This window comes from Sphingomonas lacusdianchii (assembly GCF_022664395.1).
Taxonomy (GTDB): Bacteria; Pseudomonadota; Alphaproteobacteria; order Sphingomonadales; family Sphingomonadaceae; genus Sphingomonas; species Sphingomonas lacusdianchii.
In genome coordinates, this window is sequence record NZ_JAKRET010000004.1 from 106,613 (window position 1) to 121,468 (window position 14,856).

The window sequence follows — 14,856 nt, forward strand, 5'->3', positions numbered from 1 at the left end:
CGCGCCCATGACCCCCCGTTTTTCGCCCGCCGAGGCCGATGCACGCTGGCAGGCGGCATGGAACGATGCCCGGACCTTCGTCGCCGACGATGCGTCGCCCAAGCCCAAGCGCTATGTCCTTGAGATGTTTCCCTATCCATCGGGGCGCATCCATATGGGCCATGTCCGCAACTACACGATGGGCGATGTGCTCGCCCGGTTCCTGCGGATGACCGGTCACGAAGTGCTCCACCCGATGGGGTGGGACGCATTCGGCATGCCCGCCGAGAATGCGGCGATGGAGAAGAAGGTCCATCCGGGCCAGTGGACCTATGCCAATATCGCGGCGATGAAGGCGCAGTTGAAGCGGCTCGGCCTCGCCTTCGACTGGTCGCGCGAGTTCGCGACCTGCGATCCCGAATATTACGGGCATGAACAGGCGCTGTTCCTCGAACTGCTGAAAGGCGGTCTGGTCTATCGCAAGGAATCGGCGGTCAACTGGGACCCGGTCGACATGACCGTGCTGGCCAATGAACAGGTGATCGACGGGCGCGGCTGGCGTTCCGGCGCGCTGGTCGAGAAGCGCAAGCTGAGCCAGTGGTTTCTCAAGATCACCGACTTTGCCGACGATCTGCTTGCCGGGCTGGGCAGCCTCGACCAGTGGCCCGACAAGGTCCGGTTGATGCAGGAAAACTGGATCGGCAAGTCGGAAGGGCTGCAATTCGCCTTTGCGCCGGTCGCGCCATTCGATCGGTCGATCGAGGTCTATTCGACCCGGCCCGACACGATCTTCGGCGCGAGCTTCGTCGCGATCGCCGCCGATCATCCGATCGCGCGGGCGCTGGCGAATGCGAACCCGGACGCGGCGGGGTTCATCGAACTGTGCAAGCAGGGCGGGACCACCGCCGCCGAACTGGAGACCGCCGAGAAGCTGGGTTTCGATACCGGCTACCGGATGCGGCATCCCTTCGATGCGTCGATCGATCTGCCGGTCTATATCGCCAATTTCGTGTTGATGGACTACGGCACCGGCGCAGTGATGGGCGTGCCGGCGCATGACCAGCGCGACCTCGATTTCGCGCGGAAATACGGATTGCCGGTCCGCCGCGTCGTCGCCGATGGCGAGAATGTCGATCCGGTATTCGAAGGCGCCGAAGCCTATACCGGTCCCGGTCGGCTGGTGAATTCCGACTTCCTGAACGACCTCGACGTCGCCGCTGCTAAGCGCGCGGTGATCGAGCGCGCCGAAGCGGGCGGCTGGGGCAAGGGTACGACCGTATGGCGCCTGCGCGACTGGGGGGTGAGCCGCCAGCGTTACTGGGGCACGCCGATCCCGATCGTCCATTGCGACGCGTGCGGCGTGGTGCCCGTGCCGACCGACCAACTGCCGGTCAAGCTGCCCGAGGACGTGTCGTTCGACATTCCCGGCAATCCGCTCGACCGCCATCCGACGTGGAAGCATGTCGATTGCCCGGCCTGCGGCGCCCCGGCGCGGCGCGAAACCGACACGCTCGACACCTTCGTCGATTCGTCATGGTATTTCATCCGCTTCGCCAGCCAGCCTGACGACAAGCCGTTCGACCGCGCCGTCGCGGAAAGCTGGCTGCCGGTCGGCCAGTATATCGGCGGGGTCGAGCACGCGATCCTGCATCTGCTCTACGCCCGCTTCTGGACGCGGGCGCTCAACCATGTCGGGCTGATCGACCTGAAGGAGCCGTTCGCCGGCCTGTTTACGCAGGGCATGGTCACGCACGAGACGTACAAGTCGGCGGATGGCCGTTGGTTGGCTCCGTCCGAGGTAAATGACGGCATCGAGACCGCGACCGGTGATGCGATCACCATCGGCCGCGTCGAGAAGATGTCCAAGTCGAAGAAGAACACGGTCGATCCCGAACCGATTCTCGATCGCTACGGTGCGGACGCTGCCCGTTGGTTCATGCTCTCCGACAGCCCGCCCGAACGCGACCTGCCGTGGAGCGAGGCCGGGATCGAGGGCGCCGAACGCTTCGTCAAGCGGGTCTGGAAACTGGTTGCGGGCCATCAGGCGGGGCGCACCAGCCCGGAAGCACTGACCCGTGCCGTCCACCGCACCATCGCCGGCGTCGCAGACGACATCACCGCGCTGCAGTTCAACAAGGCGGTGGCCAAGCTCTACACCCTGCTGGGCGAAGCGGAGAAGGCGAAGACCATGTCGGACGCCGACATGGACGCGCTGCTGCTGCTGGTCAGCCCGATGATCCCGCATCTGGCGGAAGAAGCCTGGTCGCAGCTTGGCCGCAGCGGGCTGATCGCCGATGCGCCATGGCCGGTGGTCGATCCGGCAATGCTGGTCGAGGCAGAGGCAACGATCGCGGTGCAGGTCAACGGCAAGCTGCGTGACACGATCGTCCTGCCCAAGGGCATCGCGAAGGAAGACGCCGAAGCGGCGGCGCTGGCGAGCGAGAAGATCGTCCGCGCGCTGGAGGGCAAGGCTCCGCGCAAGGTCATCGTCGTGCCCGACCGCCTCGTGAACATCGTCGCATGATCCGCGCCGCCGTCCTCGCCGCCGCGCTGTTGCTGGGCGGCTGCGGCCTGCGCCCGCTCTACGGCGGCGGCGAGGGCGGCATGGTGCGCCAGACGCTGGCGGGGGTCGAGGTCGCGCCGATCGCCGGGCAGAATGGCTGGCTTGTCGCCAATGCGCTGCGCGATCGGCTGCGTGCCGAAGGACCGGCGCGCTACCGGCTGGAGATCAAACTCGACGACGATATCACCGGCCTGGGCGTGCGGCGCGACGATTCGATCACGCGCGAGCGGCGGACGCTGCGCGCGCGCTATCAGCTGATCGACCTGACCAACGGCGCGGTGACGCTCGACGCGACCGCCGGATCGGATGCCGGGATCGACGTGGTCCGCTCCGAATATGCGACGATCGCGGCGGAGCGCACCGCGCTCGAACGGCTGTCGCTGATCGTCGCCGACCAGATCGTGACGCGGATCGCACTGACGCTCCCCAAGTCGGGCTCGTGAAGCTCCGGCCCGAGCAGGTCGCGGCCAAGCTCGACCGGCCCGGCCCCGATATCCGGCTCTACCTGTTCCACGGGCCGGACACGGCGGGCGCGCTGGCGCTGGCCGCGCGACTGGCCAAGGGCGTAGGCGAGGGGGCCGAGCGCGTCGACATGGACGGCGCCATGCTGAAGGCACGCCCCGGCCTGCTGGCGGACGAAGCCGCATCGATGTCGCTGTTCGGCGACGCCCGCTGCATCCGTGTCACGGGCATGGGCGAGGAATCGGTCGAGGCAGTGACGCTGCTGCTCGCCGCCGAACGTGCCGGCAATCCGGTCGCCGCGATCGCCCCGACGGTCAAGGGCACGTCGAAGCTGGTGAAGCTGGTCACCGCGTCGCTCAACGCCGTGGCGGTCGCCTGCTACGTGCCCGATGCGGCGCAGGCGGCGAAGCTGGCGGTGGCGATGGCGCGCGATCAGGGGCTGCGGCTGCTGGGCGACGTACCCGACCGGCTGGCGGCGGTGACGGCGGGCGACCGTGCGGTGCTGGCCAGCGAGATCGAGAAGCTGGCGCTCTACCTCGACGCATCGCCGGAGCGGCCGCGCGATGCCGATGGCGAGGCGTTCGATGCGATCGGCGCCTCGATCGCCGATGCCGAACTGGGCGGGATCGTCAGCGCGATGATCGCGGGCGATGCGGCGGCGGCGGCGCTCCCCGAGATGCCGGGCGGCGCGATTCCGGTGCTGCGCGCGGTCGCCCGGCGGCTGTTGTCGCTCGCCGAAATGCGTGCGGAGATCGACGACGGCGAGAGCGTCGACCGGGTAATGGAGCGCCACCGCGTGTTCTTCAAGGAACAGGCCGCGACCGCGACCGCGCTGCGCCGCTGGGACGCGGCCCGGCTCGCCCGCGCGCTCGAACGCGTCCGCGATGCCGAGCGCGCGGCACTGTCGGGCAGCGGTCTGGGCGAGGTGATGACCGCCGCCGAGGCAATCGCCATCGCCCGCGCGGCGGCGCGCGGCAAATAATTCATAAAAGCATTTGCACGACCGGAATGGCGCTGCTAGGGGCACGCTCCTGCCAGCCAAGGGGCCAGCCCCCAAGGTGTTCACGTGCGGTCGTGGCGGAACTGGTAGACGCGCAACGTTGAGGTCGTTGTGGCCGAAAGGCCGTGGAAGTTCGAGTCTTCTCGACCGCACCATTCTCCCCCGGCACCGGCCGGGGGGAGAGTTACCTTCCAATCAGTTCGATGGGTTCGGCGTTGCGGTGCCGACCTTTGGCTGCATGGCGCGCAGGACGGCCATGCCTTCTTTGCCGCCCTCCAATGCCGTTTCGAGAAGCGCGATCTCCACGCGGCAAATGTCGTCATGTTCGCCCTTACCCGACAGGGCTTCGACCATCCGCCCTTCGGGCACGCCGCTGCGCCGCAGGATGTCGTCGATGAACGCGCCGGAAATCTCGAACCGTCCGCTGCCCGTGACCGGTACGCTATCCGACTTCAGGACCGTGCGATGGATCAGTTCCGTTTGGCGCGCACGCAGGGCTGTCGTGAGGAGCGCCTCTCCGGTCGGGAACCGGAAGTCGTTGCATCTGATCGGGTCGGACGCAGCAAAAGCGCGTTTTCCGTCCAGATCGAACCGAGCGATATCGCGCAGCAACGCATCCGGTGCATGTGCCAAACCCGAGCTGATGCGGCGGCGGGCGAGATCGTTCAGTATCGATCGCATCTTCCCTTCGCTGGACGTCGCATTCATTTCGGTGACCGTCGCACGTATCTCGGTCGCGAGTTCCGGATGAATGTCGGCCAGTTGCACTACGCCCTTGCCCGTCAGTTCGCGCGCGATCTGGTTCGGTTCGGCAACATAGGTGATCCGTGGTGGCGTATCGGGAAGGACATCAGGCTGTCCACCCAGCGAGAAGAATATGCGCAGCCCGACGACAATGAGGAACATTATCAGCCAGACCGGCACGCCAATGATGGCGGTGTCGGGACCGTCGACATCCGCCACCCGCTGTGGTTCGAGCCAGCTTTCGACCATCGGATAGCGGTCGCGGATCAGGGACAGGAGCTCGCGTCGCGGTTTCCGTGAGTTCCACAGCGGCGCTCGGCGCTCGTCGCCGCGATTGAGCTCGACCCAGGCGCGGTGCAGCCGGTGCGCGGGATCGCCGACCAGTTTCGTGAAACGGATCGCCCCGATGCGTTCGACGATCGCCAGCGCTTCTGCTGGCAGCGCATAGTCGTCGCGGCGGTCGATCCATCCGAACGTCGCCGCAGCAGGTTCGAGCAACGGGTCGCAGCGCGGGATGGTCGCTGCCAGCATCTCGGAGAACCAGCGTTCGGCGCTGGCCGCGAAATCGACCTGTTCGAGCCGGGGATCGGCGAGCAGCGCCAACCCGTGATGTTCGATCGCCTCCAGTTCCTCCGGCGTCGGCGGTGCGTCATGGTCGGGGAACAGCAGGGCTTCGAGCGCGTGGAAATGTGCGTTGATCGCTTCGTGAAAGGCCGCGAGTTCTGGATCGGTTTCCGGCTCACTCTCCACGGATGGTACGGGCGGGAGGTCGGCTTCGAGAGCCGGCCCGGTGACCACCTCGGCCACCCCCGCCAACGCGGCATCCCGCGCCGCCCGCAGTGCCGCGAAGCCCGCCGGATCGGCGTCTACATCCATCGCCTTCAGCCGGGCGGCATAGGCCTTGCGGATGGCGCTGCGGTCGGTCGTCGGGTCGAGGTCGAGAGTCGCCCAAATGCCGTGCTTCACAGGAAGCGCTCGCCTTCGATCTGGTCGAGCGCCGCGCCGAACGCCGTGCGCGCTTCTGCGATGATCCGGTCGTCCTGCGTTGCCAGCGCGTTTTCGAATTGGCCGAGCATATGGCCGATCGCGGCGCGGGTATCGCCGAGGAAGGATTCATAGGCTCGCCGCGCCCGCGCCAGCAGCGCCGCGTTGACCGCATCGTCGCGCGGATGGACCTTCAGTGCCGCCAGCGCGGCGCGGCGCTTCGCCAGTTCGGCGGGGTCGGGGGCGTCCTCGTCGTCGACGATCACCAGATTGCGGGTCATGCCCGTCTCCGGCACGCTGACGTCGATTTCGAGCAGCCCCGACGTGTCGTAGCTGAAGCGGCATTCCACCGTGACCTCGCCCGCGCGGCGCGGGGGGACGGGCACGGTGATCTCGCCCAGCTTGACGTTGCCCGATACTTCGCGCGCCTCACCCTGATAGACGCCGAACTGGACCCTGGTCTGCTGATTGGACAGCGTCGAGAAGGTCGAGACGCGGCTGATCGGCACCGCCGAATTGCGTTCGATGATCGGCGAGAACAGCCCGGTGCGAAACCCGCCGCGTCCGTCGGGCTCGCTGGTATCAACGCCCAGCGTGAACGGGCAGACATCGGTCAGCCGGATTTCCTCCAGCCCGGCGTCGCGCGCCAGCAGCCCGGCCTGCACTGCCGCGCCCATCGCCACCGCATGATCGGGATGGACGGTGGTCGCCGGGAACCGCCCGAACATCCGCGTGACCGCGCGGCGCACGATCGGCATCCGCGTGGCCCCCCCGACCAGCACGACTTCGGACAGGGTGGCGGCGGCGATGTTGCTGTCGCGCAGCGAGCGCAGCACGGGTTCGCGGATGCGCTGAAGCAGGCCGCCGGCGGCTTCCTCGAACGCACTGGCGGTCACCGGCACGGTCAGCGCGGTATCGCCGATGGTGACGCTGAAGTCGGCGCCGTCCTGCTCGCTCAGCGCCCGGCGGCAGCGTTCGGCGGCTTGCGCCAGCAGCGCGGTGGCCCGGTCGGGAGGCAGCTTCGCCAGCAATCCCTGCGGATCGAGCGTGGCGCGAGCCAGCGCGATCAGACAGTCGTTGAAATCGTCGCCGCCCAGCCGGTTGTCGCCGGCCGAGGCGCGCACCTCGATCACGCCGTCGAACATCTCGACGATCGACACGTCGAAGGTGCCGCCGCCCAGATCGAAGACGAGGAACGGTTCGTGATCGGCACGGTCGGCAATGCCGAAGGCGAGGGCGGCTGCGGTCGGTTCGTTGATGAGCCGGCGGATCGGCAACCCGGCCAGTTCGCCCGCCCGCCTTGTCGCCTTGCGCTGCCGATCGTTGAAATAGGCCGGGACGGTGACGACCGCTTCGGTCACGCTTTCGCCGGTGAACGCTTCGGCATCGCGCTTCAGGCTGGCGAGGACCAGCGCCGACAGCGCCTCGGAATCGAAGTCGCGTTTGGCGAGCTTTACCGTCTCGCGTGTGCCGATGCGCCGCTTGAAGCTGGTGACGGTGCGGTCGGGATGGGTCGCCATCCGGTCGCGCGCCGCCTGTCCGACCAGCACCGCATTGTCGTCGCCGATACTGACCGCCGAGGGGGTCAGATAATCGCCCAGCGCATTGGGAACCATGACCGGCGCATCGTCGCGCCAGATCGCGCAAGCGCTGTTGGTCGTTCCCAGATCGATGCCGACGATCATGCCTGTCCCCTTGGTATACGGAGACAGGGTGTAGCGCGCCGGCTTCGTCAGGCAACGGGGGCGCGTTCGTCCCTTGGAACGACGGTCGCGATCAGAACTCCGCGACCTTGCCCCAGGACGATTGTTCGAACCGGTCGGGATGATAGGGTTTGGGGTCGACGATCGGCTCCGCCCCGCTGACCACATCGGCGATCAGATGCCCGGCGCCGGGGCCGATGCCGAAGCCGTGCCCGCTGAACCCCGATGCCAGCACGAAGCCGGGCAGGCTCGCCATCTCACCGATGCCGGGGACGCCGTCGGGGGTGCTGTCGACATAACCCGCCCATGCCCCGGTCACCGCCCGTTCGCGCAGACGCGGCATCATCTCCAGCGCGCGCGCATGGGTGCGTTTGACGGTCGCGGCGTCGGGCGTCGGGTCGAGGATACGCATCCGCTCCATCGGCGTCGGCCTGTCGAGCTTCCAGCGCCTGACGTTCTCATGGCCCGACTGCACCCCTTCCAGCCCGCCCGGCGACAGCTTGCGCCAGCGCCGCAGGAACATCGGCAGGAACTGGGTCGAGAAGCGCAGGAATTGCGGGGTCGGGTCGACCTTACCGCTGCCGCTGATCGACAGGGTATAGCCGCCATCGCCGCGCCGAGTTATCGAGATAAAGTCGCTGTGCATCGCCGGCGGGAAAATTTCCTCGCCCGGCCCGACCGACATGACGGTCTGGCGGATCGTCGCCTGCGGAAAGCGGATGCCATATTGGTAGCAGAAGGACGACGCCCATGCGCCGGCCGACAGCACCGCGATCTTCGTGCGGATCACGCCCTGTTCGGTGACGACGGCAGACAGCCGACCGCCCTCGGTCTCCAGCCCACGCACCGCGCATTGCTGATGCACCGTGCCGCCCAGTGCCATGATCGCGCGGGCGACGGCCGGCGCGGCGCGCGACGGGTCGGCGGTGCCGTCGGTGGGGGAGAAGACACCGCCCTTCCACGCCTTGTTGCTGAACCGGCCGCGCTCGGTCGCCTCGGCGGACGACAGCATGTGCGTGGTGACCCCGGCGGTGCGCGCGAAATCGCGCCAGCGTGCCCAGCCGGCGATCTCGGCCTCGTTATCGCTCAGATAGAGCAGGCCGCAGCGGCTGAAGCCGGTATCCTCGCCGGTGTCGGCGGCGAACTGCTCCCACAGGTCGAGCGCCTTGGTCGCCATCGGCAGCTCGCGCGCGTCGCGGTTCTGCTGGCGGCACCAGCCCCAGTTGCGGCTGGATTGCTCGCCGCCGATGCGACCCTTTTCGACCAGCGCGACCTTCAGCCCGCGCTTGGCGAGGTAATAGGCGGTGAAGCTGCCCACGATCCCCCCGCCGATGACCACCACATCGGCGGTCGCGGGCAGGTCGGGGGTCGAATCGACGAACGTCAGCGGTGCGGGCATTCCGATAGGCTCCAGCAGTTCCGGTACAGGGGAGGGACGCTCAGAGATATTTGAGCCAGCGAATGTCCTTGCGGCGCTTCTTCAGGTTCGAGAACCAGCGCGTGGGGAAGTAGAGCGGCACGATCATCGCGACCCACATCAGCCAGATCCAGTGGATCGACGGGAAGCCGAACACCTCGCCATGGTTGAGGCCGAAGACCGCCACCGCGCCGAGGTACAGCGTACGCAGGACATAAAGGTGGAAGAGGTAGAAGAACATCGGCGCGCCGCCGAGCACCGACAGCCAGCCGGTGACCCGCGCATCGGCGATCCGGTCGAACAGCGCGAGCAGCAGCAGCCCGGTGCCCAGCGTCGCCAGCACGAACAGCAGCGACGGCGGATATTTGGTAAGCGCGAGGAAGCTCATCACCGTGCGCAGCGGCGATCCCGGCACCACGAACCACGGCGTGTCGCCATAGACGTTGGCGAACCGCAGCACGAGGAAGCCGGCGAGCATGGCGAGGCCGGTCAGCGCCAGCCGCCGCTGCCGCGTCGTCACGTCCAGCCGCGCGAACCACGGCCCGATCGTCCAGCCGAGGCAGATGACCCCGATCCATGGCAGGAGCGGATAGCTGAAGCGGATCGGCAACCCGCCGAGCGTGATCGTGCCGCGCTCATGCAGCAGCGACCAAAGCGCGTAGAAGGGATGCTCGGGCGGCAGGACGATCGGGTCGAGCAGATTATGCCCGGCGACGATCGCCACGCCGATCGCGGCGATCACGGCATGGGGCAGGCGGATCAACCCGGCGAGCACGATCATGCTCAACCCGATCGCCCAGATCACCTGCAGATAGACGATCGTGAACGGAAATTCCGCACGCCACACGAAGTTGACGACGGTCAGTTCGAGCAGCACGAGGAACAGGCCGCGCTTCAGGAGGAAGGCGACCGTCTCGGCCTTGCTGTGCTTCTGCGCATAGAGATAGGCGCCGAGACCCGTCAGCGCGACGAAGACCGGGGCGCAGATCTGGCTGGTCATCCGGCTGAAGAAGCTGTCGGGCGCGACGGTCAGCGCATCGACCGGATCGCCGATCGGCACCCACAGCAGGAACGCCTCGCGGATATGGTCGAGCAGCATCAGGACCATCACGAAACCGCGCAACGCGTCGATACTGACCAGCCGCGCGCCCGCCGCCGCCTTTGCCACGGGGGGCGGGGCGGTTCGGCCGGGAAAGGGGCGGTCCGTCGGGATGCTGGCCATGGAAAACTCCGTTGGTGGGAGAAGGGTCAACCCTGCGGCAGCAGCGCGACGGCGTCGATTTCGACCAGATAGCCGTAATGCAGCTCGGGCACCGGCACGACGGTACGTGCCGGCCGTGCCTCGCCCAGCTTCGCGGCATAGACGCCGTTGAAGCGCGGCCAGTTCTCGACCCCGACGATATAGGCGTTGACGCGCGCCAGTTGCGCAGGGCTGCCCCCGGCGGCGGTCAGGATCGCCAGCATGTTGTCGATCGCTTGCGCCGCCTGCGCCTCGAAGGCCATGTCGTCCAAAGGCTGCTTGTCGGCACGGATCGGCAACTGGCCGGAGATATACAGGTGATCGCCCGCCCGTATTGCCTGCGCATAATGGCCGGCGGGGAAGGGGGCGTCGTCGGTCAGCACCGGCCGGATCGTCACGTCGGTCACCTTACCACCCCCCGAAGCGCGACCACGTCGCGGTGACGGCAGGATCGTCGCCATGGACGACATGATAGGCGGGATGCTGCGCGGCGGTCGAACAGGCATGGTTGGGCAGGACGCGCACCCGGTCGCCGATCTTCAGCGGCGGCAGCTGCTCGTCGGTCCCCGGCCGCACGGTGATGATGCCATGTTCCTGATTGGCGTCGGCAAGGATCAGGTCGGGATAGGGCACGCCGTCGAGCGTGCAGACGATGCCATAGCCCTGATCGACCGGTTGCTTGGCGGTGCCGCGATCGCGCGAAATCGCCATCCAGCCGGCGTCGATCAGGATCCAGCCCTTTTCCTTCTGGAAACCGATGACCGTGCCCAGCACGGACAACGCGATATCGTCGACCGCGCAGACGCCGATGCCGTGCATCACCAGATCGAAGAACACGAACACGCCTGCGCGCACTTCGGTCACGCCGGTCAGGTCGGTGGCGAAATGCGCGGTCGGGGTCGATCCGACGCTCACCACCGGGCAGGGCAGGCCGGCATCGCGCAGCGTGGTCGCGGCATCGACCACGCTCTTGCGCTCCACTTCGGCGTAGCGACGCAGCTCCTCGGGTGTGCGCGCGGCATAGCTGCCACCGGCATGGGTCATCACCCCGCGCAGCTCGCCACCCTCGACCAGCGCGCGACCGATCGCCAGCAACGCCGCGCTGTCGTCGGGCAGCACGCCCGAACGATGCCCGTCGCAGTCGATCTCGATCAGTGCCGGGATGGCGGTGCCTGCCTCGCGCGATGCCGCCGCGACCGCTTCGGCCTGTTCGACGGTGTCCAGCACGACGGCGATATCGACGCCCCTGGTCCGCAGCGCCAGCACGCGCGGCAGCTTGTCGGGGGCGATGCCGACCGCATAGATCAGGTCGCGCACGCCGGCCGCGGCGAATTGTTCGGCTTCCTTCAGCGTCGAGACGGTGGCCGGACCCTCCGGCGTTTCCATCAGCCGGTGCGCGACCTCGATCGACTTGCCGGTCTTCAGATGCGGACGCAGCGTCACGCCCATCGGCGACAGATGCGCGCGCAGCCGGGCGATGTTGCGATCCATCCGGTCGGCGTCGAGGATCAGGCACGGCGTCTCGACCGTCGCCAGCGTCGCGGCATCGTCCTGCATCGCGGTCTTTTCCATCAGGGTCGTCATGCCAGTATCGCCTTGGTTTCCAGATATTCTTCAAAGCCATGGACGCCGTATTCGCGACCATTGCCCGATTGCTTGTATCCGCCGAACGGCGCGTGCGCGGTCCATTTCGGCGAATTTATATGGACCTGTCCCGACCGGATGCGCCGGGCAACCGCCTGTGCTCGCGCCGGATCGCCCGACTGGACGTGCGCGCCGAGGCCATAGACGGTGTCGTTGGCCAGCGCGACGGCGTCCTCCTCGTCGCAATAGGGCATGATGCACAGCACCGGCCCGAAAATCTCCTCGCGCGCGATCCGCATGTCGCGGGTCACGCTCGAAAAGATGGTCGGGCGGACATAGTAGCCGCGATTGAGGTCGGCAGGACGGCCGGGGCCACCGCAGACCAATGTCGCACCCTCCGCCATGCCGGCCTCGATCATCGCCTGCACCCGGGCATGTTGCGCGGCGTTGGCGATCGGCCCCATCGTCGTCGCATCGTCGAGCGGCGATCCCACGCGCCACTCGGCCGCTGCGGCCGCCGCCAGCGTCTCCACCTCGGCCAGCCGGTCGGCGGGCACCAGGATTCGCGTCGGCGCGCTGCACGACTGGCCGACATTGCGCATGCCGGCCATCACCGCGCGTGGCACGGCGGCGGCGAAATCGGCATCGTCGAGGAACAGGTTGGGCGACTTGCCACCCAGTTCCTGCACGACCCGCTTGACGCTGACCGCCGCTGCCTGCGCCACCAGCACGCCGGCGCGGGTCGATCCGGTGATCGAGATCATCGCGACATCGGGATGTGCCGACAATGCCGCACCGACCGCTTCACCGGTACCGTTGACCAGATTGAACACCCCCGCCGGCAGGCCTGCATCATGCACCACTTGCGCGAACATCAGCGCGCTGTACGGCGACAATTCGCTGGGTTTCAGCACCACCGGGCATCCGGCGGCGATGGCGGGGGCGACCTTGGCCGTGATCTGATAGAGCGGCCAGTTCCATGGCGTGATGAGCGCACAGACGCCGATCGCTTCCTTGACGACCGTAAAGCCGTCATCGGGCCGTTCGAAGCGGTAGGACCGGAGCACGTCGATCTGCGCGCGGACATGGGCAATGGCGAAGGGGACCTGCGATGCGCGCGCGAAGCTGATCGCCGCGCCCATTTCGGTGGCGATCACCTGTGCGAAGGCTTCGGCGCGCTCCTCCATCAGCGTCGCGATCCGGTCGAGCAGCGCGATCCGGTCGGCGACCGGCGACAGAGCAAAACTGTCGAAGGCGCGCATCGCCGCCGCGACCGCACGGTCGACATCGGCGGCCGATCCGGCGGCGATGGTGCCGATCTGCGTCTCGGTCGCCGGATCGATTACGCCGATCCGCGGCGCGTCGCCGACCGGATCGCACCAGCCGCCGTCGATATAATATTGTCCCGACCTGTCGTGCGTCATGTCCATCCCGTCCACGTGTCCGGCGCCCGATGCGGGCAGCGAACCCTAAAGGCCGCCTGTCGATCCCGAGTCTAGGGGCAAGCGTTCAGCAGACGCTTTCGAAAAGGACCGGCAAAACGGCATTCCCGCCGCCGTCGGGACGTGCAGTCGGCAATTTTGCATCGCCGGCCGCCATTTTCTGCCGCAATCTTCCTCTATTTTGCCGTGCATTCCGCCAAAAGCGGTCGCAGCGCATGGCAATGCAGGCGCGGCAGATTATGCCGGAGGGCGCGAAACGTCGTTCGCTTCGCCGTGCGAAACCGGACGAAACAAGACTATCTGCCGTGCCGTCGCGGCCAATATCTGCGTCGTTCCACACCAGCTTTACGAAGGGGGCTGACCGTGCTTCGTCCAAAGTACATCACGTTCGATTGTTATGGCACGCTGATCTATTTCGAAATGGCGCCGGTCGCCCGCCGCCTGTATGCCGATCGCATCGCCGAAGCCGATATGCAGCAGTTCACCGACGACTTCTCGGCCTATCGCCTCGACGAAGTGCTGGGCGCGTGGAAGCCGTATCGCGACGTGGTCGAGGGTGCGCTGCGCCGGACCTGCAAGCGGTGGAACATCGAATATCGCGACAGCGACACGGCGGAAGTCTATGCGGCCGTTCCGACCTGGGGACCGCACCCGGACGTCGTCGAGCCGCTCAAGCGCGTCGCCGCAGAATATCCGCTGGTCATCCTGTCGAACTCGATGGTCGACCTGATCCCGGCCAGCGTCGAGAAGCTGCAGGCGCCGTTCCACGCCGTCTACACTGCCGAGGAAGCGCAGGCGTACAAGCCGCGGATGCAGGCGTTCGAATATATGTTCGACCAGCTCGGCTGCGGGCCGGAGGACGTGCTGCACGTCTCGTCCAGCTTCCGCTACGACCAGATGACGGCGTTCGACCTTGGCATCAAGGACAAGGCGTTCGTCAATCGCGGGCACGAACCGCTCAACCCCTATTATCAGGTGCATGACATCCCCAGCCTCGCGGGTCTGCCCGGGCTGGTGGGGCTGTGAGCGTCGAAGCCAAGGTGCGGTCGTTCATCGACCTGCGCGCCTTCGCCGCCGATGCGGCGGTGAACGACACCGGCGACTATGCGACCGCGCGCACCGCGCTGCCGCTGGCGGACGGGCCGTGCAGCGTCGACCTGGTCGCGCTCGACGGCGGCAGCGGTTCGGTGGCGGGCCTGCCCGGTGACGAATTCGTCATCGTCCTCGAAGGATCGCTGCGAATCGGCGACACCACGCTGGACGCGGGTCGCAGTGCGGTCATCCCGACGGGGGTCGCCTTCGACTGGGCGGCGGCACCCGCCACCCGCGTGCTGGCGATGCGCTATGCGATCGAAACGCCGGCCGCCGAAGCGGTGGTGCCGATCGACGAGGCGGCCGAACTGACCCCGTCCAACCCGCCGCTCGCCGAGCTGCTGGTCGGACCGACCCCGTCGTGCCGCAACCACACCGACTATCTGTCGAGCGACGGCGTGTTCATCTGCGGAACGTGGGATTCGACTCCCTATCACCGCATCGCGATGCGCTATCGCCATCACGAACTGATGCACCTGCTCGACGGCAGCGTGACCTTCACCGACGAAACGGGGGCCAGCCGGACCTTCTCGACCGGTGACGTCTTCCTGCTCGAACATGCCGCGCATTGCGCATGGGACAGCCAGGTGCATGTGAAGAAGGTCTATGCGATCTGGCGGCCGGTGGTCGACTGATCGGCATGTGA

General features: G+C 67.2%; 12 protein-coding genes and 1 tRNA gene. 6 read left to right on the plus strand and 7 right to left on the minus strand.

Annotated elements, in window-relative coordinates; translation table 11 throughout:
* The first annotated feature begins 7 nt into the window (after positions 1-7).
* From leuS to MF607_RS07320, 4 genes are all read left to right on the plus strand, one after another.
* Complete coding sequence (leuS, locus tag MF607_RS07305; protein ID WP_242116956.1) at positions 8-2,503, plus strand: leucine--tRNA ligase; 2,496 nt, start codon at positions 8-10, stop codon at positions 2,501-2,503.
* On the plus strand, positions 2,500-2,985 hold the full coding sequence (lptE, locus tag MF607_RS07310) for an LPS assembly lipoprotein LptE (RefSeq protein ID WP_242116958.1): 486 nt from the start codon (positions 2,500-2,502) through the stop codon (positions 2,983-2,985). Before leuS ends, lptE begins: the two co-directional genes overlap by 4 nt.
* Complete coding sequence (gene holA, locus MF607_RS07315; RefSeq protein WP_242116960.1) at positions 2,982-3,986, plus strand: DNA polymerase III subunit delta; 1,005 nt, start codon at positions 2,982-2,984, stop codon at positions 3,984-3,986. Before lptE ends, holA begins: the two co-directional genes overlap by 4 nt.
* A gap of 86 nt (positions 3,987-4,072) precedes the next feature.
* Positions 4,073-4,159: transfer RNA gene (locus MF607_RS07320), tRNA-Leu, on the plus strand.
* Between the two features lie 40 nt (positions 4,160-4,199).
* Here MF607_RS07320 and MF607_RS07325 read toward each other — a convergent pair.
* From MF607_RS07325 to MF607_RS07355, 7 genes are all read right to left on the minus strand, one after another.
* A complete protein-coding gene (locus MF607_RS07325; RefSeq protein WP_242116962.1) occupies positions 4,200-5,714 on the minus strand; it encodes a hypothetical protein in 1,515 nt (504 codons plus the stop codon).
* Positions 5,711-7,417, minus strand: coding sequence for an Hsp70 family protein (locus MF607_RS07330; RefSeq protein ID WP_242116964.1), 1,707 nt, complete (start codon positions 7,415-7,417; stop codon positions 5,711-5,713). Before MF607_RS07330 ends, MF607_RS07325 begins: the two co-directional genes overlap by 4 nt.
* Before the next feature lie 91 nt (positions 7,418-7,508).
* Complete coding sequence (locus MF607_RS07335; RefSeq protein WP_242116966.1) at positions 7,509-8,834, minus strand: NAD(P)/FAD-dependent oxidoreductase; 1,326 nt, start codon at positions 8,832-8,834, stop codon at positions 7,509-7,511.
* 40 nt (positions 8,835-8,874) lie between these two features.
* The gene (locus MF607_RS07340) at positions 8,875-10,074 is read right to left on the minus strand and encodes an acetyltransferase domain-containing protein (protein WP_242116968.1); all 1,200 of its coding nucleotides are present in this window, start codon (positions 10,072-10,074) and stop codon (positions 8,875-8,877) included.
* 26 nt (positions 10,075-10,100) lie between these two features.
* Complete coding sequence (locus MF607_RS07345) at positions 10,101-10,499, minus strand: RidA family protein (RefSeq protein WP_431311913.1); 399 nt, start codon at positions 10,497-10,499, stop codon at positions 10,101-10,103.
* Between the two features lies 1 nt (position 10,500).
* Complete coding sequence (locus MF607_RS07350) at positions 10,501-11,676, minus strand: DSD1 family PLP-dependent enzyme (protein WP_242116970.1); 1,176 nt, start codon at positions 11,674-11,676, stop codon at positions 10,501-10,503.
* Positions 11,673-13,100 (minus strand): aldehyde dehydrogenase family protein, encoded by a 1,428-nt coding sequence (locus tag MF607_RS07355; protein ID WP_242116972.1) that lies wholly within the window; start codon positions 13,098-13,100, stop codon positions 11,673-11,675. Before MF607_RS07355 ends, MF607_RS07350 begins: the two co-directional genes overlap by 4 nt.
* Before the next feature lie 381 nt (positions 13,101-13,481).
* Between MF607_RS07355 and MF607_RS07360 the strand changes: the two genes are divergently transcribed.
* Together MF607_RS07360 and MF607_RS07365 are read left to right on the plus strand one after the other, a co-directional pair.
* Positions 13,482-14,144, plus strand: a complete 663-nt coding sequence (locus tag MF607_RS07360; RefSeq protein WP_242116976.1) for a haloacid dehalogenase type II — start codon at positions 13,482-13,484, stop codon at positions 14,142-14,144.
* Positions 14,141-14,845 carry a cupin domain-containing protein gene (locus MF607_RS07365; RefSeq protein WP_242116978.1) on the plus strand — a complete coding sequence of 235 codons (705 nt, stop codon included), beginning with the start codon at positions 14,141-14,143 and terminating at the stop codon, positions 14,843-14,845. Before MF607_RS07360 ends, MF607_RS07365 begins: the two co-directional genes overlap by 4 nt.
* The last annotated feature ends 11 nt before the right edge of the window (positions 14,846-14,856 follow it).

Bases quoted from the DNA above. Each gene is read 5' to 3' on its own strand.
- MF607_RS07340 (WP_242116968.1), bottom strand. From the start codon at position 10,074: ATGGCCAGCATCCCGACGGACCGCCCCTTTCCCGGCCGAACCGCCCCG.
- MF607_RS07355 (WP_242116972.1), bottom strand. From the start codon at position 13,100: ATGACGCACGACAGGTCGGGACAATATTATATCGACGGCGGCTGGTGC.
- MF607_RS07330 (WP_242116964.1), bottom strand. From the start codon at position 7,417: ATGATCGTCGGCATCGATCTGGGAACGACCAACAGCGCTTGCGCGATC.
- MF607_RS07350 (WP_242116970.1), bottom strand. From the start codon at position 11,676: ATGACGACCCTGATGGAAAAGACCGCGATGCAGGACGATGCCGCGACG.
- leuS (WP_242116956.1), top strand. From the start codon at position 8: ATGACCCCCCGTTTTTCGCCCGCCGAGGCCGATGCACGCTGGCAGGCG.
- MF607_RS07335 (WP_242116966.1), bottom strand. From the start codon at position 8,834: ATGCCCGCACCGCTGACGTTCGTCGATTCGACCCCCGACCTGCCCGCG.
- lptE (WP_242116958.1), top strand. From the start codon at position 2,500: ATGATCCGCGCCGCCGTCCTCGCCGCCGCGCTGTTGCTGGGCGGCTGC.